The following is a 21,593-nucleotide window of genomic DNA, read 5'->3' as shown; positions in this document are numbered from 1 at the left end:
CGATCAGAACCTGTACGCGGCCGAGAGGCCGTACGTACGCCGCTCGCCCGGATACGTGCTCATCGAGCGGTTGAAGAACATGCCGAAGGTGTTGGTGCGGTAGTACTCGTTCGTCAGGTTCTTCACCCAGGCGGCCACTTCGATGCCGCCTTCGGTGCGGTAGGCAAGGCGGGCATCGCCCAGCCACAGTTCCTTCTGGCTGAAGGTGTCCCGTACCAGCTGGCGGGTCGCGGCGTTGGCGAGGAAGGCGGCCGGCGTGTTGTTCGTCGCGTCCGACCATGTGTGGAAGCGATAGCGGCTGGTGTAGCGCCAGTCGGTGCTGAAGGTCAGCGTGCCGGAACCCAGCGCGATCTCGTAGCTGCCGGACAGGTTCAGCGTATGCCGGGGTGCGCGTTCCAGCGACTGCCCGGTGAGGTCGAGCGGATTGCCCTGGTTGATCGGCGTCGGCACCGAGGCATTGGCGAAGTCGGTGTACTTCGAATCCTGGAAGCCATAGCCCGCATTCAGCGAAAGCCCCGCGAAAGGCCGTGCCGCCGCCTCGATCTCGAAGCCGTTGACGCGCGCTGTGGCGGCGTTCTGGGTCTGGGCGCCTACCGTCTGCAGCACCGTGACCTGCATGTCGTCGATGTCGTAGTGGAAGGCGGTGGCGTTGAACGTCACCTTGCGGTCCAGCCAGCTGGTCTTGATGCCCGCCTCATAGGAGGTCAGCGTTTCCGGGTTGTAGACGCTGAGGTCGCCGGGGCTGGCGATGTACGTGTTGTACGCGCCCGAGCGGAAGCCGCGCGCCACGCGGGCGAACAGCAGGATATCGTCGGTCGCCTTGTAGTCGGCCGAGGCGTCCCAGGTGAACTTCTTCCACGAACGGCTCCCCGGCGTCGGGGTGAGCGCGTCGCTGCCGACGCCGCCGGTGCGGTAGATGCCGTTGGCCGTGTCGATGTAGACGTTCTTGACCACGCTGGCGTCGAAGACGTTGCGGCCTTGCGTCTCGTAGTCGTAGGCGATGCCCGCGATCGACTTCTTTTCCCAGGTATAGCGGCCGCCTGCGGTCAGCTTGAACCGGGGCGTCACTTCAAAGCTGATGCTGGCGAAACCGGCGAAGTTGTCGGTCCTGGTGTCGAAGTCGTAGGCGGCGCCATCCACGCCGAAGTTGATCGGGCTGTAGAGGCCCAGCTGGCCGAAGCTGTTGGTCTTGTCGTGCAGGTAGTAGGTGCCGACGATCCAGCCGAAGCGGTTCCCGTCCGGCGATTCCAGGCGCAGTTCGTTGGTGAAGGTCTCCGACGCGCCGCCGTAGCGCTCGTGGTATTCGGAGACCGGGTTGGCGTCGTCGTCCGAGTAGATCAGCGAGCTGGACTTCTCGTAGGCGGCGATGTCGATCAGGCGCGCTCCGCCGAGGTTCACGTCGAGCCTTGCGTCGGTGCCGAAGCGGCGGGCGCGGGTGAAGTCGGAGCCGTTGTTGCTCAGCGCCGTCTCGCTGTCACGCTCTACGTAACCGTCCGAATCCGCACCGCCCGGCAGCAGACCGACGTGCTGCAGCGGCTGGTGCTGCTTGCTGACGCCGCCGTGGACTTTGACCAGCAGCGTGGCATCGGGCGTGAATTCGTAGCCCAGTTGGCCGCGCAGATCCCAGATGTCGTAGCCGCCTGCCTTCGCGTCGGTGAAGTCGTTGTGGTACTGCCCGTCGCGGCTCTTGTAGACGCCGGCGACGCGGAAGTTCAGCTTGTCGGCCAGCGGGCCGCCGAGGCCCGCTTCCAGTTCCACCGTGTTGTCGCCGCCGTAGACTGCGCGGCCCTGGCCGGTCAGCGTGTCGCTGGGCTTGGTGGTGACGTAGTGGATCGCGCCCGCCGTGGTGTTCTTGCCCCACAGTGATCCCTGCGGCCCGCGCAGCACTTCCACCCGGTCGAGGTCGTAGAGCGGTTCGCTCTGCGCGGAACCGGCGCTGATGAAGACTTCGTCCTCGTAGATGCCCACGGCCGAAGTGGCGGTGGGGGTGAAGTCGTTGGTGCCGATGCCGCGCAGGCGGTAGCGCGGCATGGCTGCGCCCATCGCCGATTCCGCCGCGAGGTTGGGCGTCTGGCGGGCAAGGCCGATGCCGTCGCGGATCTGCTTGTCGGCAATGTCGGCGCCGCCGATCGCGGTGATCGAAAGCGGCACGTCCTGCAGGTTGGCCGAGCGCTTGGTCGCGGTGACGACGATCTCGCCGCCGCTGCTATCGGCGTCGTCGGCCAGCGCAGGTGCCGAAAGCATCGCCGCCAGTACGGCGATGCTGCCGCCGCGGATGGCGGCGGAACGGATGGATGAAGTCATGATCTTGCCCCTGCTTTCTTCTTATACGGTGCGGACCTGCGGGAAGCGGGCGACCGCCTCCAGCGCTTCGAGGTCCATGTGGCTGCGGATGTATTCGCGCGATGCGTCGCGCGGCGGGTTCCAGTCCCACGACTGGAGTCGCCCGGTGGCGTTTGCTGCGGCGACGATGCGGCGGCGGCGCTGGCTGTCGATGACGTCGCGCTCGATGGCGGCGAGATCCCAGCGGCGTGCCACTTCGGCGCGGAATTCGGCAATAAGGTCGGCGTACTGGAGTTCCTGCGCCAGATTGCGCAGCTCGTCCGGGTCGCTCGACAGGTCGTAGAGCTGGTCGGGATCGGTGGGCGAGTGGATGAACTTCCATTGCCCGCGCCGGATCATCACGATCGGAGCGATGGCGCCTTCAGCCAGATATTCGCCGATGACCTCGTCATGACCGCCGGTGCCCTGCAGGTGCGGCACCAGGCTGTGCCCGTCGATCGGAGCGGCAAGTTCCGGCTCCAGCCCGGCCAGGTCGAGTAGGGTGGGGAACAGATCGAGCAGCGAGACGCTCTCGTCCACCGCGCGCGGGGCGATACGACCGGGCGCGCTGACGATGAGGGGGACGCGCGAGCCGCCTTCGAGGAAGTTCATCTTGTACCAGAGGCCGCGCTCGCCCAGCATCTCGCCGTGGTCGCTGCACACGATGACGGTGGTGTTCTCGGCAAGGCCGGTTTCCGTCAGCGTGTCGAGGATCAGGCCGATCTGTTCGTCCACGAAGCTGATGGCGCCGTAATAGGCGCGGCGCGCGGCACGGACCTGCTTGTCGGTGACGGGATCGAGGTCGTTGCCGCAGACGTGGCGCAGGCGGCGTGAGTGCGGGTCCAGATCGTCCAGCGGCGGGGTGACGCGCGGCAGGTCGATCTCCACGTCCTCGTAAAGATCCCAATACTTGCGGTGGATCGCGAAGGGATCGTGCGGGTGGGTGAGGGAGGCGACGAGGAAGAACGGGCGCCTGTCACCGTTACCGTCGCCTTCCCCGTTCCGCACGATGTCGAACAGCTTGCGGCGGGTGGTGAAGACCACTTCCTCGTCGAAGTCGATCTGGTTAGTGCGCACCGTCGGCCCGGCGGTCCGCACCGAATCCATCGAGTGATACCAGGTCGGGCGCTCCTCGAAGTTCGTCCAGTCCGGGGTCCAGCCGAAATCGGCGGGGTAGATGTCGGTGGTCAGCCGCTCCTCGAAGCCGTGAAGCTGGTCGGGGCCGACGAAGTGCATCTTGCCGGACAGGATCGTGCGGTAGCCGCCGAGGCGCAGATGATGCGCGATGGTCGGCGTGGTGGCGGTGAATTCGCAGGCGTTGTCGTAAGCGCCGATGCGCGAGGGCAGGCGGCCCGACAGCATCGAGAAGCGCGAGGGCGCGCAGAGCGGGCTGTTGCAATAGGCCGAGCGGAACAGCACGCCTTCGCCTGCCAGCCGCGCCAGGTTCGGCGCCTTGACCGGCGAGGCGCCGAGGAAGGGCAATGCCCCCGCCGCCAGCTGGTCCGCCATTATCAGGAGAAAGTTTTGCTTCTGCGTCATCGACTCTAATTGTCTAGTGATTTGGTTGGGATTAGATAGGAAGAATGCAAAGGCGGCGTGAACCCGCTGTTTGCTTAAGGGTGCTATAAGTGGGACTGAACTCAGCGGGCTTCGGCCGACTGCCTCTCAAAAGCCTCGCGGTGTTCGAGGCGGCGGCGCGGCACGGCAAGTTCGCGGCCGCGGCCGAGGAGCTGCTGATGACGCAGGCGGGCGTCAGCCAGCATATCTCGCAGCTTGAGGCGGACCTTGGCGTCACCCTGTTCGACCGCCAGCATCGCGGCGTCGCGCTGACGCATGCGGGCGCGCAGTTCCGGCAATCGGTGGAACAGGGGCTGCGCACGCTGTCGGACGGGGTCGCCTCGGTGCGGCGGCTGGGCAGCGAGCGCACCGTCGATATCCTCACCGACTTCGGCTTTGCGGCATGGTGGCTGATGCCGCGCATCGCCGCCTTGTCCGAACTGATGCCCGAGGTGGAGATCCGGCTGGTCACCACGCAGTCCGAGATCGACGGCTCCTCCGCCGATTTCGACCTCGGCATCCTGTTCGGGCGCGGAGACTGGGCGGGCTGCACATCGCGGCTGCTGTTCCGCGAGGAAGTCTATCCGGTCTGCTCGCCCGGCTATCTTGGTGATCGCCGCCTGCCTCTGAGCCCTGAAGAGATTGCCCGGCTGCGTCTGCTCCACTTGCGCGGGCAAGCACCGCAGAACCGCTGGTTCGACTGGGAGGAATGGTTTGCCGGTATGGGCGCGCCACTGCCTGCGCGGCATCAGGAACTGGTGTTCAACAATTACCAGATCGTGCTTCAGGCAGTGCTGCTGGGGCAGGGCGTGGGCCTCGGCTGGGCGCCCCTGATCGACGAACTGGTCGGCAGCGGCAGCCTTGTGCGCCTCACCGACACGCCGCTGTCCAGCGACCGTGGCTACCACATCGTCCGGCCGACGCGGACGAACCACACCAACCCGCTTGCCGAGACCATCGCTTCATGGCTGCTCGGCCAGCATAGCGAAGGAACGCAGTTGCAATGACCCTTTCGGCAACGCTCGCCCGGCTGGACGTAATCCGCGTGGCGGGCCGCATCGGCGCGGAAGTGTCGGGCCTGCGGCTTGGCGGCGATCTCGATGAGGCAGCCATCGCGGAGTTGCGCGCGGCTCTGCTTCGGCACAAGGTCGTGTTCCTGCGCGGGCAGCAGCATCTGGACGATGCCGCGCATCAGGCTTTCGCGGCAAGGCTGGGCACGCCCGTAGGCCATCCGACGCTGCCGGGCGACGGGGGCGACTTCCTGCTGGAACTGGATTCGCATCGCGGCGGCAAGGCCAACAGCTGGCACACCGACGTGACCTTCGTGCCCGATTATCCCGCCATCTCGATCCTGCGCGCCGTGATCGTGCCGCCAGTGGGGGGCGACACGACATGGGCCAACTGCGTGGCCGCCTACGATCGCCTGCCTCCGGCACTGCGGACGCTGGCGGAAGGCCTGCGCGGGGTCCACAGCAACGATTACGACTATACCGCCAATCAGGATACCGCAGACGACGCGCTCGATGCCTACCAGGCCACCTTCACCTCGACGATCATCGAGACTGAGCATCCGCTGGTGCGCGTCCACCCCGAAACCGGTGAGCGGGCGCTGGTGCTCGGCAGCTTCTTCAAGCGCTTCGCCGGGCATGGACAGGAAGAGAGCCGCCGTCTCTACGACCTGTTCCAGACCCATATAACCCGGCTGGAGAACACCGTGCGCTGGCGCTGGCAGGCGGGTGACGTCGCCATCTGGGACAACCGCGCGACCCAGCACTACGCCATCGACGATTACGAGGGCGCCCACCGCGTGATGCGCCGGGTGACGTTGGCCGGAGACGTCGCGCGCGGGATCGACGGGCAGGAGAGCCGCAGGGTGGTTTGAACCACCCCGCTGCGCAGAATGGGCCACTTCCGGCAGGTTACTCGGCCCGAACCAACGCGAGAGCAGGGTAGGCACGCTTGTTGCTTTCAGGATCGGGCAACCGTCCTTGAAAGGTGCTTACATGTCGCAGTCCGATACCCCGGTTTCCCGCTTCCTTGCCGTGCTGGGCGCTCTGGCATTGGCCGTGCCGCAGCCGACACTCGCCCAGCACGCGCCGGTGTACGGTCCTGTGCCCAATCCCGAGCAGGGCGATGGCCGCGTCTCACCGTTCTACGAATGGAAGCAGGCGATCCCCGCCACGCCGGGCAAATTGCTGCGCAGTGAGCCGCTGCCCGAAACCATCGGCCTGTCGAGTGCGGCAAAGCAACTGCGCTTCCTCTATACGTCCACGAGCGGGTATGACAGCAAGACCCCGATCGTCGTCTCGGGCGCGCTGTTCGTGCCGAAAGGCACCGCGCCCAAGGGGGGCTGGCCGGTGATCGCCTGGGCCCATGGCACCGTGGGCCTTGCCGATATCTGCGCGCCGTCGTGGGCGGGTCGCTCCTATCGCGACAGCATCTACCTCAACCGCTGGCTGGACCAGGGCTATGCCGTGGTCGCCACCGATTACGAGGGGCTGGGCGTGGCGGGGCCGCATCCGCTCATCAACATCCCCGCGATCTCCTACGGCGTGCTCGACAGCATCCGCGCGGTGGCGAACGGCGGGCTGGGGATCGCCAACAACGCGGTGATCGTCGGCCAGTCGCAAGGCGGTGCGGCGGCGTTCGGCGCGGCGTCTTATGCGCCCACTTACGCGCCTGACGTGAAGCTGAAAGGCGCGGTCGGCACCGGCGTGATCTACAGCCGCTCGCCCGATCTGCCCGCCCTCCCGCCGCCGCCGGTAAAGCCCAACCCCCAGGTCTTCGACGAGGCGATCGTCTACAGCCTGTTCGGCTTCGTCGTGGCGCAGCAGCAGGACCCGGCGCTGCAGTTCGCCGACGTCTTCACGCCCAAGGGCATCACGCTGGCCGAAAAGGCCCGCACCAGCTGCCTCGCCGCGGTCGAGGCGGATGCCGAGTTCGGCCAGTTCACCCGCGCCGAGACGTTCCGGGAAGTGCCGGGCGAACGCTACCGGGCCTTCCTTGCCACCGCCGACGATCGCGCCGCGCGCTATAGTCGCTATCCCACGCTCAGGCTGCAGGTGCCCATCTTCATCGGCACCGGCGCTTCCGACCTGACCCCTTCCGCGCTCAACCAGCTGACACTGATGAAGGATGCTTGCGATGCCGGATCGGTGGTGGAAGGCCATGTCTACGCGGGCCTCGGCCACAGTGCGACGGTGAACGCCTCGCTGCGCGATTCCGTGCCTTTCGTGAAGAAGGCTTTCGCCGGAGAGCCGATCACCCCGGTGTGCGAACCGAAGCTGCAGTGAACTTTCCGCGGGTGCGGCGCAGCAGGGCCCACGATTACTGGCGAGGCGCCGAACCTGTTCACGACCATACTTGCGACCTGTCCCCGATGGACTCGAAGACGTATTCGGGGGCGCAATGCGGACGAGAGGGCGATCGACCCGGTGCGAATGTTCGGACTGTCGTACACCAATCTGACCCGACCATCCGTCTCTCCCGAGGCGCTGTCTCCTCTCTTTCTACTGGCGTTTGCAGGAGGGGAGCTCAGTAATATTCAACGATAAATAGTTTTGCCATTTTGTGCCGGGACCTCGATTAGGATTGAAAAGACCATCTGTGATAATATGCAGTTCAGGCGGCGCGGCCCCACCGCCGGCATTGCTGCTGGTCCGTACCCTGAGTGTCGCAAACTTTCGCCATTCTGGCCTTGATGCGGGCAAACACGCCCGCGCCGCCATGCGAAAGGCTCCATTGACGCATCAGCTCTCCCCATGAAGCGACCTTCGTGCGGGTGCGGTGATAATAGCTGTCGGGGTTGCGGGCGAGTTCGTCGAGCACGGCATTGGCGCTCGATTCGACGGCCGTCTTATCCGCCGGGGCCTGACGTAGCACGACCTTTGAGTATTCCAGCGCCCATTGCACGCGCGTCGCCGGACCCTGCGCCCCTTCGTAGGCTTTTCGTGCCCATTCGATTGCCCCCTTTGCGTCGCCATTTTCCTCCGCCAGACCGGCCAGCGAAAGCATGTAGTAATAGGGCGAGGCGGAGCGCTTCAACTCGGCAGTCAGAAGTGTTTTGGCGCCGTTGTCGTCACCGGCTTCGTGCAGCAGGTCGGCAGCATTGGAAATGACGGACTGGCGAACCATCGCATCCTTTGCCGCGCCGTCGGCCCAGGCCGCGCGGGCCTGTACTTTGGCGCGCGCGGCGGGCAGGACTTTGCCTTGCGCATCCTTGCCGAGCACAAGATCCGCGGCCACCGTTCCGAGCCGATCGGGGATCGGCAACGCCGGGTCAGCGTAGACTTTGTCCAGCGCCGTCACCAGCGCGCTGCCGAGTGCCGAACGCTGCGCCGGGTTCGGCAGAGCGGCGATCAGGGCGGGGATCGAGTAGCTCAGTTCCTGGCGGTTCGCGATCACCTCCTTAGTGCTAGCCAGCACTGCGGGGAGCACCTGCATGATGCGGTCCTGCTGCGCCGGGTTCAGCGCAATCTGGCCCTCGGCCGAGGGCGTCGCGCTTGTCGAGAGCGCCAGCAGCGCGAAGCGGCGCTTCAGCGCAGGTTCGGGGGTAGCACCGGCGAGCCTGGTCAGCAGGGCGCTGGCATGGCCGTGATCGCCGAAGTGGCGGGGATCGTTTTGCCAGTCGAACCCGGCCAGTAGTTGCCGGTCGTCGGCGGACAAGGCCGCCGGATCCTTGGTGGCCGTATCGAGCAGTGTCTCGATCGATCCGGTGCGCGATGCGGCGAGGTGCAGCACGTCGGACACCTTGGCGACCGTCGCGCTGCTTGAAACTCGGGTAATTTCGGAACCATCGGCGTGCAGCACGATCACTGTGGGATAGCCGCTGATGCCGAAACGCTCGCCCCAGCGCTGCGCCCCTTCGGAATCGCCGTCGAGGTAAACCGGCACGAAATTGCGGGTCTGCGCCACGAAGGCAGGATCCTTGAACAAGGTGGACTTGAGCTGGTTGCAGGGAGGGCACCACTTCGCGCCCCAATAGAGCAGAACCGGTTTACCGCTTTCCTTCGCTTCCGCCAGCGCATCGTCCACGTCGCCTTCGCGCCAGGCGACTTCCTGCGTCGAGGCGGGCTCTGCCGTCTGGGGCTCCTGCCGGCATGCGGCAAGCCCGCCTGCGGTCGCGATCGCCAGCATGGCCGCCATCGCCAGCCGGGCGCCGATCGCGGTGGAAGAGGAATGCGGAAAGTTCATCATGGCGTCCATCCGGTAGCGTGACGATAGTACAATTTCTTCGGTCAGGAAGCCGCCCATCGGACGGCACGGTCGGCTTGGTTCCGGTCTGCCTGCAGGGCGATCCTCAATCGCTTTGCGTCGTTGTCGCAAAGGAGCGGGATCGTGCCGGCTGGACGCGCACTGTCGAGCCCAGCACCGGCGCCTCGCGGGACGCATCGACATCGAACTCGACGATACCGGCTGTCCCCTCGATCGACCCCTCCACCCGCCATGCCCCACCGCGACGGAACACATTGCCGACGCGTAAGGGGATGCCGCCTTCCTCGACCAGTGCGAGGTCATGCGGGCGGACGTGAATGCCGCCCGGCAGTACGCTGGTTTCGCCCACGAAGTCGGAAACGAAGGCATTGGCGGGTTCCATGTAGACCTGCTCCGGCGTCCCCACCTGCGCGATCCGTCCCTGATCCATCACCACGACCCGGTCGGCCAGTTCCAGAGCCTCCTCCTGGTCATGAGTGACAAACACCGACGTCAGACCCATGCTTTCGTGCAGCCCGCGCAGCCAGCGACGCAAGTCCTTGCGCACCTTGGCGTCCAGCGCGCCGAAGGGCTCGTCCAACAGCAGCAGCCTCGGCTCGATCGCGAGTGCACGGGCAAGGGCCACACGTTGACGCTGGCCGCCTGAAAGCTGCCCGGGGTATCGGGCACCCAGGCCATCGAGTTGCACCAGTCGCAGCAGTTCTGCTGCTCGGGCCTGAGCGTCGCGTTTCGAGTAACGCTCCTTGCGGCGCACGGTGAGGCCGAAGGCGACGTTTTCGGCGACGGTCATGTGCCGGAACAGCGCATATTGCTGGAATACGAACCCAACTTGCCGGTCGCCGACGGAACGGTTCGAGACGTCTTCGCCATCGAACAGGACGCTGCCCCCATCCTGAAATTCCAGCCCGGCGATGATGCGCAGCAGCGTGGTCTTGCCCGATCCCGATGGCCCCAGCAATGCCACGAATTCGCCGGGCTCGACCTGCAGGTCGATACCGTGAAGCGCAGGAAAATCGCCGAAACGCTTGGTGATGTTCTGAACCCGGATCAATGCCGCGCACTTCCATGAATGTTGAAGCGCCACTCCAGCGCAGTCTTGGCGACAAGCGTCACCAGTGCGAGGCAGGCGAGCAGCGAGGCGACTGCGAAAGCGCCTACGAAATCGTATTCGTTGTACAGGATCTCTACGTGGAGCGGCATCGTGTTGGTTTCGCCCCGGACGTGACCCGAGACCACTGAAACCGCGCCGAATTCGCCCATGGCCCTCGCATTGCACAGGAGCACCCCGTAAAGAAGCCCCCACCGCACGTTGGGCAGGGTCACGTGGCGAAACGTCTGCCAGCCACTCGCACCCAGCGATAGCGCGGCCTCTTCCTCGTCCTTGCCTTGTTCCATCATAAGCGGGATCAGCTCACGCGCGACGAAGGGGAAGGTGATGAACACGGTGGCCAGGACAATGCCAGGCACGGCGAAGATGATCTTGAGGTCGTGAGCGGCGAGCCAGGGGCCCAGTAGCCCCTGTGCCCCGAACAGCAGTACGAAAATCAGGCCGGAAACCACCGGAGATACGGAAAACGGCAAGTCGATCAACGAGATCAGCAGGCTCTTTCCGGGGAACTGGAACTTGGTGATGGCCCAGCTCGCGGCCAGTCCGAACACCACGTTGAGAGGCACGCTGATCGCCGCTACCAGCAATGTCAGCCAGATCGCGGACAGCGCGTCAGGGGTACTCACCGCGTCCATAAATGCACCTAGGCCCAGCTTGAGCGCCTCTGCGAACACCGCAACGAGCGGCAGCACGAGGAAAAATGCCAGGAAGGCGAAGGCCAGCCCGATCAGGGCAATGCGGAGCGCCGGCCGCTCGGTCGTCGCAAGTCTCATACGCCGTATTTCCTTCGGCCCAGCGCCTGCGCGAGATTGAGCGAGAGCAGGATGGCAAAGGAGATCAGCATCATCACCGTCGCAATCGCGGTCGCGCCATCGTAATCGTACTGCTCCAGCCGGGTCACGATGAGCAGCGGGGCGATCTCGGTCCGGCCCGGCATGTTGCCGGATATGAAGATGACCGACCCATACTCGCCGACGCCGCGCGCAAATGCTAGGGCGAACCCGGTCAGCAGAGCCGGGGCGATGGCCGGTAGAATCACGCGGCGGAAAGTCTGCCAGCGGCTTGCGCCGAGCGTCGCGGCCGCTTCCTCGATGTCGCGCCCCAGATCGGCCAGCACCGGCTCGACCGAGCGGACCACGAAAGGCAGCCCGATGAATACGAGCGCAACGGTGATGCCGATGGACGTGAAGGCGACCTTGACGCCGAGCGGTTCAAGATATTGTCCGATCCAGCCGTTCGCGGAATAAAGGCTTGTCAAGGCGATGCCAGCCACTGCAGTCGGCAGGGCGAACGGCAGATCGACGATCGCACCGATCACGCCGCGTCCGAAAAACTCGTAGCGCACCAGAATCCAGGCGACGAGCAGCCCGAACCCGGCATTGACCAGCCCGGCCGCTGCCGCAGTGCCGAAGCTCAGCCGATAGGCGGCGAGCGCGCGGGGCGAGAGGCCTGTGGCCACGAACTGCTCCCATCCCATTCCGGCCGAACGCAGGAACAGGGTCGATAGCGGGATCAGCACGATCAGCGTGAGCCAGCCCAGGCTCATGCCCAGCGTCAGACCGAAGCCGGGCAGGACCGAATGCGCGCGCCAACGGCGTTTGAATGCTTTTGTGCTCATCGGTACTCGTCTGCTCGGTTCGACTCCGCTCCGCCTGGCGTCATCATTTCTTGGTATAGATCCGGTCGAAAGCGCCGCCATCATCGAAGAACCGTTTCTGGGCGTTGCGCCAGCCTCCGAAGTCCTTGTCGATTGTCGTCATCGAGATATCGGGAAAGCTGGACTTGAATTCGGCCGCGATCTTTGGGTTGCTGGGACGGTAGAAATTGCGCGCGATCGCAACCTGCGCCTCGGGCGTGTACAGATATTCGAGGTAAGCCTTCGCTACTTGCTCGGTGCCGTGTTTCTTTGCGTTGGCGGCGATGACTGCGACCGGCGGCTCGGCAAGGATGGAGATCGAGGGAGCGACGATTTCGAACTTGCCGTTGCCCAGCTTCTTCTCCGCCAGCAGGGCCTCGTTTTCCCAGGCGATGAGAACGTCGCCGATGCCTCGCTCGACGAACGTGGTTGTCGCTCCGCGCGCGCCGCTGTCCAGGACGGGAACGTGACCGAATAGGTTGCGGACGTAGGTTTCGGCAGCCTGATCGGAACCGCCGGCTTTTCGCCCATAGGCCCAAGCCGCCAGGAAGTTCCAGCGCGCGCCGCCGCTGGTCTTGGGATTGGGGGTGATGACCTCCACGCCGGGCTTCAACAGATCGGACCAGTCGTGAATGCCCTTGGGATTGCCCTTGCGCACGAGGAACACGATTGTCGAGGTATAGGGGGCTGAATTGTCCGGAAGCGCCTTTTGCCAATCGTCCGGCAGCAGCTTGGCCTTGTCCGCGATCGCATCGATGTCATAGGCAAGCGCGAGCGTCGCCACGTCAGCATCGAGGCCGTCGATAATGGCGCGGCTTTGCTTGCCGGAACCGCCGTGGCTCATTCGGAACGTCACGGTCTTGCCGGTCTTCTGCTTCCAGTACGCGGCAAAGGCGGGGTTGATTGCCTCATAGAGTTCGCGCGTCGGATCGTAGCTGACGTTGGTGATCTGCGTCCCGTCGGATCCGCCCTTGCCGCCTGAACATCCGGACAGGGCGACGGCTGCGCCAAGCGCTGCGGCGAGCAGGAAACGGGATCTGGGCATCGTCGAGGGCTCCGTGGAAGACGTTCGGGCAAGTCGAAGTCCCTAAGGGGTAGCGCATGCCGGAACGAGGGCAAGCAAGAATCTCTATTCAATATGTAGAGAAACCCCCGTCAGAATAGCGCGATCCGCACCCCACGGCGGCGCCGCGCGGACGGATGCGGAGAGTAAACCATGACAGTCGAATTTACGAATGCGTCCGACCGCTTGGTTTCACAAGATCAGTTCAAGTTCGATCAGGGTCGTGTCCGCGAAGCGAAGGGATGGCAGCGCACCTTCCAGAGTAGAGGATTGTAGCCAGCGCTTCCCGCCAAGAATGTCTCCTAACCACCCTTGCTCGCCGTTCCGGATCGCCGATGGCATCACGTGGCCGCTTGAAGCGGCTCGACTACTCCCAGGCATATAGATTTGCAGCGCCAGCGGCTGTGATGGGTGGTTAGTTGCCGGGCATGGGCGGCCCCACCGGACCCGCCAACTCGTTATCTTCCTTTATCGATACCACTTTGAAACCAGTGCCCCGCCCGGCCCGACGTGCCGCATTAACGCACCTCTTCGGAACGTCAGAGGAGTAATAGATCACCAAGTGCTCACGCGGGGCAAAGCGTTCTAAATCAGTTCGGAATTGCTTCGCATCCATTCCGTTGTCACCGGTCCAGAATACGCAGCTACCTTCCTCGAAAGCAATGGACGCACCGATGGTTTCTAGCTTCCGAGCTTGGAATTGCTTCCAGACCGTTTGCCGTAGAGAGCAGCAGCGCCAATGCACCGAGAGTATTCATATCGAGATGATGCACCAACGTAGATATGGCGGCAATGGGGCGACTGCAGCAACGGCTTCTACGCGCTCCATCCCGGTCATTGCACCTGCCGAATAAATTCTCTGAACCTTTTCATTCGCAAATGCCTGATCTCAATTCCCGGCAACAACACGCTTTATGGCATAAACGCCGCTGAACAAATCCCGGTGAGGCAGCCGATCAGCCAGCCATCGGAGGCGTGCGTCGGAGTCGCCGGCAAAAATGATGTCCGCAGCCAGTTTTCTGGAGAACTCCGCGCGTAGCTCCGCATCTGACGCCAGCAAGGCATCGAGGATCGGCGCTATCACGAAATCCTCGGTCCCTGCGAGCGGGGAAAGCACTTCGGGAAACAAGCCCCATGCGAGAAAGCTATCCTGGCTTTCCGGCTCCAGCAGCGCCGCCGCGAGCAGTCCGAGCGGTTGGTCGGATGCAACCCGCACCGTGCCTGCCGGGATAGTCGCGTCGCTCTGTTCGTGCGTGAAACGCGCCGTCACCGGGATGCGTCCGTCGTGGGCCGGAGCCAGCTTGACGTCATGCAGGCGTACCGTGTCCACGCGAAGGGTGCGATCGGTTGCCAGCGTTTCCAGGCCGATGCCGTGCAGGCGCAGCTTTTCGAGTACTTCGGTCTGCGCGGCGGGGATCAGCCAGGCTTTGGGGAGCGCGACAGTCTCCGTCGGATCCTGACCGATGATCGGCATGCGGAAGGTGATCCTCCTGCCAGTCCAGCGCTGCTCCATCCGGCCGGTGGCCGCCGATTTGTACGTCTCGAAGGCAACGCCCTTGAATCTGTCCACCCAGCCGATCGGCTCCTTCGCCGGAGTCCAGCGGGTGAGCAACTGCGTGGGGCGTTCGGCGCGGTCGATGGCCTTGGCTTCGGCGATGCGTCCCGCGTCCTGTGCCGCGAGCTTCAGCGCCGCCTCCAGCAGCACATAAGTGCCGAGCACGCGCTGGCGGTAAGGCTTGAGCATGTGGTTCTCGACCAGCACCGTGGGCACGCCGATGAAATCGCCGTAGCCGGTTGAGTAGCGCGGGCCTTCGGGGCTGTAGCGGATGCCCTTCTGCGGATCACGGGTGTCGATCGGGCTGGGGTAAATCATCGGCTCGTGCCCAGCGCGAGTCAGCGCCGCCTTCACCGTCGGGCCGAAGCGCTGTTCCAGCCAGAGCGCAGTGGCCCGATGGCGCGCGTACTTGCCCCAGCCTGCATATGTGTAGGTCACGTCATATTGCATGTCGAAGCCGCCGCTGACGTGGCAGTCGATGTAGAGCGCCGGGTCAAGCCGCCGCAGCAGCGCGACCATCGCGCGCACTTCGGGCGTGTCCAGCTTGGCGTAATCGCGGTTGAGGTTGATGTTGCGCGCGTTCCCCTCGGTGCCCTTGGCCTCGGGGCCGCGCACGTGGAGGAAATTCCAGGGGCTCGCACGTTCATGCCCGTCGATGTTGAGGATCGGCACGAAGACGAGATCGACCTTGTCGAGCAGGCCGCTTTTGCCGCGCACCGCGATGTCGCGCAGCAGCATGAGGCCGGCGTCCTTGCCGTCGATCTCGCCCGAGTGGATACCCGCCTGCACGAGCACGACGGGCTTGCCCGGTCCGCCAGTGCTGGCGCGCACCATCAGCAGTTCGCGGCCTTCGCCGGTCCTTCCGAAGCTCTCGATCCGGATCAGCGGCGAAGCCTTGGCCAGCTTGTCGAGCCAGTCGCGCACTTCGTCATAGCGCGGCGAGGTCTGGAACCCTGATGCCTCGGCCGGGGTGATCCACGGATCGCCGGACTGGACGATCAGCTTCTCGCTCGCGCCCGACCATGCCAGCGCAGGCGGGAGCACGGCGGGCGGTGCCGATTCCGCCGCTGCAGCGGCAGTCGTGATGGCGAGAGTGGCGGCAAGGACGGCGAATTTCAGCATCGATCGATCCCCTGCCATCAGAACCGCGCGCGCAGACCGATGGTCCCGGTACGCGGCGCGCCGGGCTGCACCCATAGCGGTGAGTAGCTGTTGGCATACCAGTGCTCGTCGAAAAGGTTGGTCACCGAACCGAACAGTTCGAGATGCTCCATCACGTCAACTTTGCCGAACAGGCGGAACAGCGCGTGCGAAGGCAGCATGAAATCGGTGCCCGTTTCGCCGCGGCGCTTGCCCACGTATTGCATGCCCGCGCCGATCTGTACCTCGCGCTTGCCTAGAGTGAAGGACTTGGCAATCTGCATATTGAGGTTGTGCTTAGGGATGTTCACCAGAGCATCGCCGACCTGCACCTGGAACGAGGTGTTGGGGTCCACCATCGCAGAGCGCGCTTCGGCATCGACATAGGCGTAGCTCACCAGAACATCGACGCGGCCCGGCAACTTCCCCGCAAGATCGAACTCGGCGCCGCGACTGCGCGCCTTGCCCAGCGCCAGCGAGAACCCCGGCGCATTGGGATCGGTCGCCAGCACATTGGCCTTGGTGAGATGGAACACCGACAGCGTTCCGGTCAGCGCTCCACCCAGCAGGCTCACCTTGGCACCTGCCTCGAAGGATTCGCTGTTTTCGGGATCGAAGATCTGCCCATTGACGTCGGTGCCGACATTGGCCCGGAAGCCCTGCCCATAAGCGGCGTAGATCGTCACCGGATCGCTCAGTTCGTAGACCACGCCGGCTTGCGGGCTGAAGCGGCTGCGTTTGCGGCGGCTGTTCTGGCTGGTCAGGCGATTGTCGGTTTCCAGCGTCAGGTGGTCGAAGCGCCCGCCGATGCGGATCTGCAGCCGGTCAGTCACCTCGATCTGGTCCTGCACGTAAGCGCCGATCGAACGCTGGCGGTCCGTACGGTCCATCATGGTTGCGCCGACAGGCAGCGGGAAGCGGCCGTAGACCGGATCGAGGATGTCGATGACATTGCCCTGTTGCGCCGTCGGGTTCGTGCTGAGGGCTGGCGGGCGGAAGCGCAGGAACAGCTGCTTGTAATCGAAATTGTCGTAATCCGCACCGATCAGCACGCGATGCGTCAGTGCGCCGGTCCCGAACTCACCCGCCAGTTCCGCGCGGAGCACATTGTGCCGTGCATCGTAACGGCGCGAGCGGCGCTGGCGCGAGAGCGAGCGGCCGTCGGTGTAGAGCGCCTGACGCGAGGCCGCCGTCTCCGCATCGGAGGAAAATCCGGTGAGCAGCGTATCGCGAATGCTTCCGCCCACCAGCAGGCTCCAGCGGTCGCTGAACTGATGGTCGAGCCGCAACTGGTGCCCTTCGGCGCGGGCGACCGTATCGCCATCACCCGGCTCGCCAAGGAAGCGGGAGCGCGGGACGGTGTCGAAATTGCCGTCCAGCACCACGATGCCGCGATCGAACGGAACCGACACACGGGTCTTCTCCAGATCGTAGGTCAGGCGCGTATCCGGTCCGAGCGCGAGGCCGACCGAGGGCAGGAAGCCCCAGCGCGACTGATGGACGTGATCGCGGAAGGTATCGCCCTCCTCGCCATAGCCTATCAGGCGCACGGTAAGACCTCCGGTCAGGGAGATGTTGACGTCGGCCTCGCCGCGCACCCGGTCCCAGCTGCCGTACTGGATCGCGGCGGCGGCGAAGCTGCGGCCCAATTCGGCCTGCTTGGTCACGAGGTTGATCGTGCCCCCCGGCTCGCCGCGCCCGATCAGCGCTGCAGCGGGCCCTTTGAGCACTTCGACCCGCTCGATCCCCGCCGTATCACGCTGCCCGCCGAAACCGCGCCCGCCGTTGAAACCATTGACGAGATAGCCGCTCGGCATGTTCTCGTCGCCAGCGAAGCCCCGGATCGCAAACGCATCCCACAAGCCGCCCAGCGTGTTCTGCCGCGCCACCGAGGCGTTGAGATCGAGCGCGTCGGTTAGCCGCTGGATGCCGTTCTGCTCCAGCGTCTTCGCATCGATCTCGGCAATCGACTGTGGGATTTCCGACACCGCGAAGTCGCCGCGATAGGCCTGGCGCACGCCGTTTACGGTGATCGCCTCGCTGCGCTCCTCACCTTCGGCTCCGGCCTCTTCGGCCAAGGCACCGCCAGACGGCGCCAGCGCGATGGCGAACGGCAGAGTTCCGGCGAGCAGCCGGCGATTCCTGGTAAAGCGAAGCATGCGATCCCCACGGTGACTATGTCCCGAGGCAGCGCGGTGCCTCGTTCGGGCGGGCTTCTGTCAGCACAAACGGCGGCCGTCAATGATATGTTGCATCATATCAATTAATAAGGCAGGAGGCCGCAAAATCCGCAGAAATCCTGACTTCTTTAGCAATATTCGGGAAACATTATGATTGAAACGGCGCTGCCGATCCTGATCGAGAACCTCGCTGTCACTTACGGCGACCACCGGGTTCTGGACGGTCTTTCGCTCTCGGCGCCCGCAGGCAGCGTGACCGCTTTGCTGGGTGGTAATGGTGCGGGCAAATCGACCACGCTGTCGATCCTGCTGGGCTTCGTGAAGGCGCAGGCCGGCTCCATTTGGGTCTGCGGCATCGATCCCGGCGCCGCGCCTGACGACGCTCGCCGCCAGATCGCCTACTTGCCCGAGAACGTCGCGCTTTACGAACATCTGACCGCCGTGGAGAACGCGCAATACCTGCTGGCCCTCTCCGGCGGGAAGCAGGCCCGCGTGCCGATCGTCGAGGCCTTCGCTGCCGCCGGCTTGCAGGAGCGCGCCTGGGACCAGCGGCTTGGCGCCTTCTCAAAGGGGATGCGTCAGAAGGTGGCCATCGCGGTCGCACTGCTGCGCGAAGTGCCGGTGCTGCTGCTCGACGAGCCGACTTCCGGCCTCGATCCGCGGGCGACGGCGGACTTCAACGCTCTGGCGCTCGCGGTGCGCGCACGTGGCACCGCCGTGCTCATGGTGACGCATGACCTGCTGAGCGCCGCCGACATCGCCGATCGCATCTGCTTCCTCGAAGCCGGGCGCATCGTCGAAGACGTGACGGCGCGGGGCGAGGACCGCTTCGACGTGCGCGCGCTGCACGCCCGCTTCGCGGTCGCCGCGCAGAGGGTGGCGGCATGAACGCCGCACCCCTGATAGCGCGCGACGAGCTGCGGCTGATGCGCCGCAACCGCGTCGCCGTGATCGCCTGCGTGCTGCTGGTGCTGCTTACCCTGGTGGCGGTTGCAAGTTCCTGGTCGCACCAGCGCGGGATCGAGGACTTGCGCGCGCGCCACCAGCACGAAGCCGAGCAGGCCTTCGATATGCAGCCGGACCGGCATCCGCATCGCATGGTCCACTACGGCACATTCATCTTCCGCCCGCTGAGCGCGCTCGCCGCCTTCGATCCGGGCGTCGATGCCTTCACCGGCAATTCGATGTTCCTCGAAGGCCACCGCCAGAACACCGCCAACTTCGGCGATGTCAACCAGAGCTCGTTGCTGGTCCGCTTCGGCCAGTTGACGCCCGCCTTCGTGCTGCAGACGGTGGCGCCGCTGCTGCTGATCTTCCTCGGCTATGGCGCCGTCGCTCGCGAGACGGAGCGCGGCACCTTGCGCGTGCTAATGATGCAGGGCGCGACGCGCGGGGCGATCGTGCGCGGCAAGCTGCGCGCGCTGGGCACCGTCGCCCTGCTGGTGATGCTGCCTGCGATCCTGGGGCTCGTCGCGCTGGCGGGGACGTCAGGCGCGGCGAGCCTGCCGATGGCCGTGATCGTGCTGGGCTATGCGGCATGGCTGCTCTTGTGGGTCACGGCCATCGTACTGGTTTCCACGCTGGTCGGCCGCAGCCGCGACGCGCTGCTGGCGCTAGTGGCGATCTGGGCGGTGAGCGTCGTCCTGCTCCCGCGCGTGGCGCCGGATATCGCCAGCGCGGCGGTGCCCCTGCAGAACCGCCTGCAGACCGAAGTGGCGATCGCGCGCGACTTGCGCCGCCTCGGCGATGCCCACAACCCCGACGATCCGCACTTCGCCGCCTTCAAGCGATCGGTGCTCCGGCTCTACGGCGTGACGCGGGTGGAAGACCTGCCGGTCAACTACAAGGGGCTTCTCGCGGTGGAGGGGGAGAAAGTCACCTCCGCGCTGTTCGAGCGCTACAGCGGCGAAAGCTACGCGGCACAGGGCTCGCAGAACGCCATTGTCGGCATGGTCGGCGCAATCAGTCCGGCGATCGCCTTGCGCTCGCTGTCGATGGCAGCCGCGGGGACCGACTTTGCGGCCCATCGCAGCTTTCTCGAACAAGCGGAAGCCTATCGCTACGACCTCGTCCAGCGGCTGAACCGGCTGCAGGCCGATGGCGTCACCTATGCCAACGACACCGCGAGCGACGCGGACGCCGACCGCCGCAAGCGCATTGCCGCCGGTAACTGGGAAAAGATGCCCGACTTCACGTATCGCGCGCCAGACGGTGCGACACTCGCCGCCCGCGCTCTGCCGGGGCTGGTCGTGATCGCCGGATGGCTCATGCTTGCCGGGGCCTTGCTCGCCTTCGCCACCTGCCGTCTGGGAGAGCGCCGATGACCTTGTGGATGCATGAAGCCCGCCTGCTGCTGCGCCAGCGCCTCGCCATGATCGCAGTTGGCCTGCTGGCGGTGCTGACGGCGGCGGCGCTGATCGCGGGGATAGCCGAAGTCGCTCGCCAGCGCACCGCCATCGCCGCCATTGCTGCCGCGCAGGCCGAGGACATCGCCGCCATCGCCGCCTGGGTCGACAAGGAGAAGGATGCGGGCAGCGCCGCCTACTACAGCTTCCACCCGACCTGGGACGCGCCTTCACCGCTCGCCTTCGCGGCGCTGGGGATGCGGGATGTCTCCCCCTACATCCTGCGCGTGCGGGCGCTGGGCCTCGAACCGCAGATCTACGATGGCGATACCTTCAACCCGGAACTGGCGCTTCCCGGCCGCTTCGACTTCGCCTTCGTGCTGGTGTTCCTTGCCCCGCTGTTCGTCATCGCCTTGTGCCACGACCTGACATCGGGCGAGCGTGAGGCCGGGCGCTGGCACACGCTTGCCGCTCTCCCGCACGGCGGCGCGGCCTTGTGGCGACGCCGCACCCTGCTTCGTCTCGCCCTACTCTGGGCGGTGATCGGCATGCCCTTCGCCGTTGCGGCGGCCATCTCGGGCGTCATCGTCGGCGCAATCCTCGTCATTCTGCTGGTGGTCGCTGCTTACCTGCTATTCTGGATCGGCCTCAGCGCCCTCATCGGTCGGCTGCGCTGGAGCAGCGTCGCCAATGCGGCGAGCCTTGCGGCGCTATGGCTGGTGCTCGTGCTGGTACTGCCGGCGCTCGGCCATATCGTTATCAACCGCGCGATCCCGGTGAACCAGGGCGCCGAGATCGCCCTGGCCCAGCGCGAGGCCGTAAATCACGCATGGGACATCCCCCGCGAGGACACGATGCAGGCATTCTATGCCCGCCACCCGCAATGGGCGGATTCCGCGCCTCTGGGCACCGCGTTCCATTACAAGTGGTACTTCGCCTTCCATCAAATCGGCGACGAGAGCGTCGCAGGCAAGGTGCGCACCTATCGGCAGGGCCTGGAATCTCGCGACCATGCCGCGCGCAGTCTGGGTTGGGTGCTCCCCTCGGTCGGCTTGCAGGCGCTGCTGACCCGGATGGCGCGAACTGACCTCACCGCGCAACTCGCCTATCGCGATCAGATCCGCGACTATCACCGCCGCCTCCGCGGTTTCTACTACGGTTACATGTTCCGCGATCGCCCCTTCGGCAAAGCAGACTTCGACCGCGCGCCGCGCTTCGACTCTGCAACCTGATGAATGGAGCAGTGACACGTCATGTTGCCGCACCACCCCCGCCCGGATAGTGGTTGCCCCTCAGCCCACTGCCGGAAAGTCAATTTCTTCGTGCCCTATACCCTCGCTGACGAGCTGGACGAATGGCGAGGTTCCAGGGTCACCCATTGAAATTTGCCGGCCTCCTCGCGGCTAGGCGGGGGCGCTCCGAAAGGAGAACCGGAACGTCCGCAATGAGGGAAGTGGAAATCGGCAGCTGAAC

The 21,593-nt window shown here is 65.1% G+C and carries 15 protein-coding genes; 6 read left to right on the top strand and 9 right to left on the bottom strand.

Annotated features, from left to right (window positions below; genetic code table 11):
• Positions 1–3: 3 nt before the first annotated feature.
• Both QRN25_RS09620 and betC read right to left on the bottom strand, forming a co-directional pair.
• Positions 4–2,304, bottom strand: a complete 2,301-nt coding sequence (locus tag QRN25_RS09620) for a TonB-dependent receptor (protein WP_285019145.1) — start codon at positions 2,302–2,304, stop codon at positions 4–6.
• 21 nt (positions 2,305–2,325) lie between these two features.
• The gene (gene betC / locus QRN25_RS09615) at positions 2,326–3,861 is read right to left on the bottom strand and encodes a choline-sulfatase (protein ID WP_285019142.1); all 1,536 of its coding nucleotides are present in this window, start codon (positions 3,859–3,861) and stop codon (positions 2,326–2,328) included.
• Between the two features lie 89 nt (positions 3,862–3,950).
• Between betC and QRN25_RS09610 the strand changes: the two genes are divergently transcribed.
• From QRN25_RS09610 to QRN25_RS09600, 3 genes are all read left to right on the top strand, one after another.
• Entirely contained in the window at positions 3,951–4,886 is a 936-nt protein-coding gene (locus QRN25_RS09610) for a choline sulfate utilization transcriptional regulator (protein ID WP_285019139.1), read from the top strand.
• Positions 4,883–5,761, top strand: a complete 879-nt coding sequence (locus QRN25_RS09605) for a TauD/TfdA dioxygenase family protein (protein ID WP_285019137.1) — start codon at positions 4,883–4,885, stop codon at positions 5,759–5,761. The genes QRN25_RS09610 and QRN25_RS09605 overlap by 4 nt, the downstream gene beginning before the upstream one ends.
• Positions 5,762–5,882: 121 nt before the next feature.
• Positions 5,883–7,172: a lipase family protein gene (locus tag QRN25_RS09600; RefSeq protein WP_285019134.1), complete on the top strand. Its 1,290-nt coding sequence runs from the start codon at positions 5,883–5,885 to the stop codon at positions 7,170–7,172.
• A 328-nt stretch (positions 7,173–7,500) separates the two neighbouring features.
• On the opposite strand, the gene QRN25_RS09595 is transcribed toward QRN25_RS09600, so the two are convergent.
• The 7 genes from QRN25_RS09595 to QRN25_RS09565 all read right to left on the bottom strand — a co-directional run bounded on the left by QRN25_RS09595 (position 7,501) and on the right by QRN25_RS09565 (position 17,754).
• Positions 7,501–9,072, bottom strand: a complete 1,572-nt coding sequence (locus tag QRN25_RS09595; protein ID WP_285019132.1) for a thioredoxin family protein — start codon at positions 9,070–9,072, stop codon at positions 7,501–7,503.
• 106 nt (positions 9,073–9,178) lie between these two features.
• Positions 9,179–10,144 (bottom strand): sulfate/molybdate ABC transporter ATP-binding protein, encoded by a 966-nt coding sequence (locus QRN25_RS09590; protein WP_285019130.1) that lies wholly within the window; start codon positions 10,142–10,144, stop codon positions 9,179–9,181.
• Positions 10,141–10,974, bottom strand: a complete 834-nt coding sequence (gene cysW / locus QRN25_RS09585) for a sulfate ABC transporter permease subunit CysW (protein WP_285019127.1) — start codon at positions 10,972–10,974, stop codon at positions 10,141–10,143. The genes QRN25_RS09590 and cysW overlap by 4 nt, the downstream gene beginning before the upstream one ends.
• Complete coding sequence (cysT, locus tag QRN25_RS09580; protein ID WP_285019124.1) at positions 10,971–11,819, bottom strand: sulfate ABC transporter permease subunit CysT; 849 nt, start codon at positions 11,817–11,819, stop codon at positions 10,971–10,973. The genes cysW and cysT overlap by 4 nt, the downstream gene beginning before the upstream one ends.
• Positions 11,820–11,862: 43 nt before the next feature.
• Complete coding sequence (locus QRN25_RS09575) at positions 11,863–12,882, bottom strand: sulfate ABC transporter substrate-binding protein (RefSeq protein WP_285019122.1); 1,020 nt, start codon at positions 12,880–12,882, stop codon at positions 11,863–11,865.
• Between the two features lie 907 nt (positions 12,883–13,789).
• A complete protein-coding gene (locus QRN25_RS09570; protein WP_285019120.1) occupies positions 13,790–15,577 on the bottom strand; it encodes a M14 family metallopeptidase in 1,788 nt (595 codons plus the stop codon).
• A 17-nt stretch (positions 15,578–15,594) separates the two neighbouring features.
• Positions 15,595–17,754 (bottom strand): TonB-dependent siderophore receptor, encoded by a 2,160-nt coding sequence (locus QRN25_RS09565; RefSeq protein ID WP_285019118.1) that lies wholly within the window; start codon positions 17,752–17,754, stop codon positions 15,595–15,597.
• 171 nt (positions 17,755–17,925) lie between these two features.
• Between QRN25_RS09565 and QRN25_RS09560 the strand changes: the two genes are divergently transcribed.
• From QRN25_RS09560 to QRN25_RS09550, 3 genes are read left to right on the top strand one after another with little or no spacing between them, the layout of a single operon-like run.
• The gene (locus QRN25_RS09560) at positions 17,926–18,663 is read left to right on the top strand and encodes an ABC transporter ATP-binding protein (protein ID WP_285019115.1); all 738 of its coding nucleotides are present in this window, start codon (positions 17,926–17,928) and stop codon (positions 18,661–18,663) included.
• On the top strand, positions 18,660–20,099 hold the full coding sequence (locus QRN25_RS09555) for an ABC transporter permease (RefSeq protein ID WP_285019113.1): 1,440 nt from the start codon (positions 18,660–18,662) through the stop codon (positions 20,097–20,099). The genes QRN25_RS09560 and QRN25_RS09555 overlap by 4 nt, the downstream gene beginning before the upstream one ends.
• Positions 20,096–21,352 carry a DUF3526 domain-containing protein gene (locus QRN25_RS09550; RefSeq protein ID WP_285019111.1) on the top strand — a complete coding sequence of 419 codons (1,257 nt, stop codon included), beginning with the start codon at positions 20,096–20,098 and terminating at the stop codon, positions 21,350–21,352. Before QRN25_RS09555 ends, QRN25_RS09550 begins: the two co-directional genes overlap by 4 nt.
• The last annotated feature ends 241 nt before the right edge of the window (positions 21,353–21,593 follow it).

The organism is Novosphingobium sp. fls2-241-R2A-195, assembly GCF_030209485.1.
GTDB classification, from domain to species: Bacteria; Pseudomonadota; Alphaproteobacteria; order Sphingomonadales; family Sphingomonadaceae; genus Novosphingobium; species Novosphingobium resinovorum.
The sequence above is the reverse complement of the archived record's forward strand: the minus strand, read 5'-3'. Positions and strand labels throughout refer to the sequence as shown.

Bases quoted from the DNA above. Each gene is read 5' to 3' on its own strand.
- QRN25_RS09620 (WP_285019145.1), bottom strand. From the start codon at position 2,304: ATGACTTCATCCATCCGTTCCGCCGCCATCCGCGGCGGCAGCATCGCC.
- betC (WP_285019142.1), bottom strand. From the start codon at position 3,861: ATGACGCAGAAGCAAAACTTTCTCCTGATAATGGCGGACCAGCTGGCG.
- QRN25_RS09605 (WP_285019137.1), top strand. From the start codon at position 4,883: ATGACCCTTTCGGCAACGCTCGCCCGGCTGGACGTAATCCGCGTGGCG.
- QRN25_RS09600 (WP_285019134.1), top strand. From the start codon at position 5,883: ATGTCGCAGTCCGATACCCCGGTTTCCCGCTTCCTTGCCGTGCTGGGC.
- QRN25_RS09595 (WP_285019132.1), bottom strand. From the start codon at position 9,072: ATGAACTTTCCGCATTCCTCTTCCACCGCGATCGGCGCCCGGCTGGCG.
- cysW (WP_285019127.1), bottom strand. From the start codon at position 10,974: ATGAGACTTGCGACGACCGAGCGGCCGGCGCTCCGCATTGCCCTGATC.
- cysT (WP_285019124.1), bottom strand. From the start codon at position 11,819: ATGAGCACAAAAGCATTCAAACGCCGTTGGCGCGCGCATTCGGTCCTG.
- QRN25_RS09575 (WP_285019122.1), bottom strand. From the start codon at position 12,882: ATGCCCAGATCCCGTTTCCTGCTCGCCGCAGCGCTTGGCGCAGCCGTC.
- QRN25_RS09570 (WP_285019120.1), bottom strand. From the start codon at position 15,577: ATGCTGAAATTCGCCGTCCTTGCCGCCACTCTCGCCATCACGACTGCC.
- QRN25_RS09565 (WP_285019118.1), bottom strand. From the start codon at position 17,754: ATGCTTCGCTTTACCAGGAATCGCCGGCTGCTCGCCGGAACTCTGCCG.
- QRN25_RS09560 (WP_285019115.1), top strand. From the start codon at position 17,926: ATGATTGAAACGGCGCTGCCGATCCTGATCGAGAACCTCGCTGTCACT.
- QRN25_RS09555 (WP_285019113.1), top strand. From the start codon at position 18,660: ATGAACGCCGCACCCCTGATAGCGCGCGACGAGCTGCGGCTGATGCGC.
- QRN25_RS09550 (WP_285019111.1), top strand. From the start codon at position 20,096: ATGACCTTGTGGATGCATGAAGCCCGCCTGCTGCTGCGCCAGCGCCTC.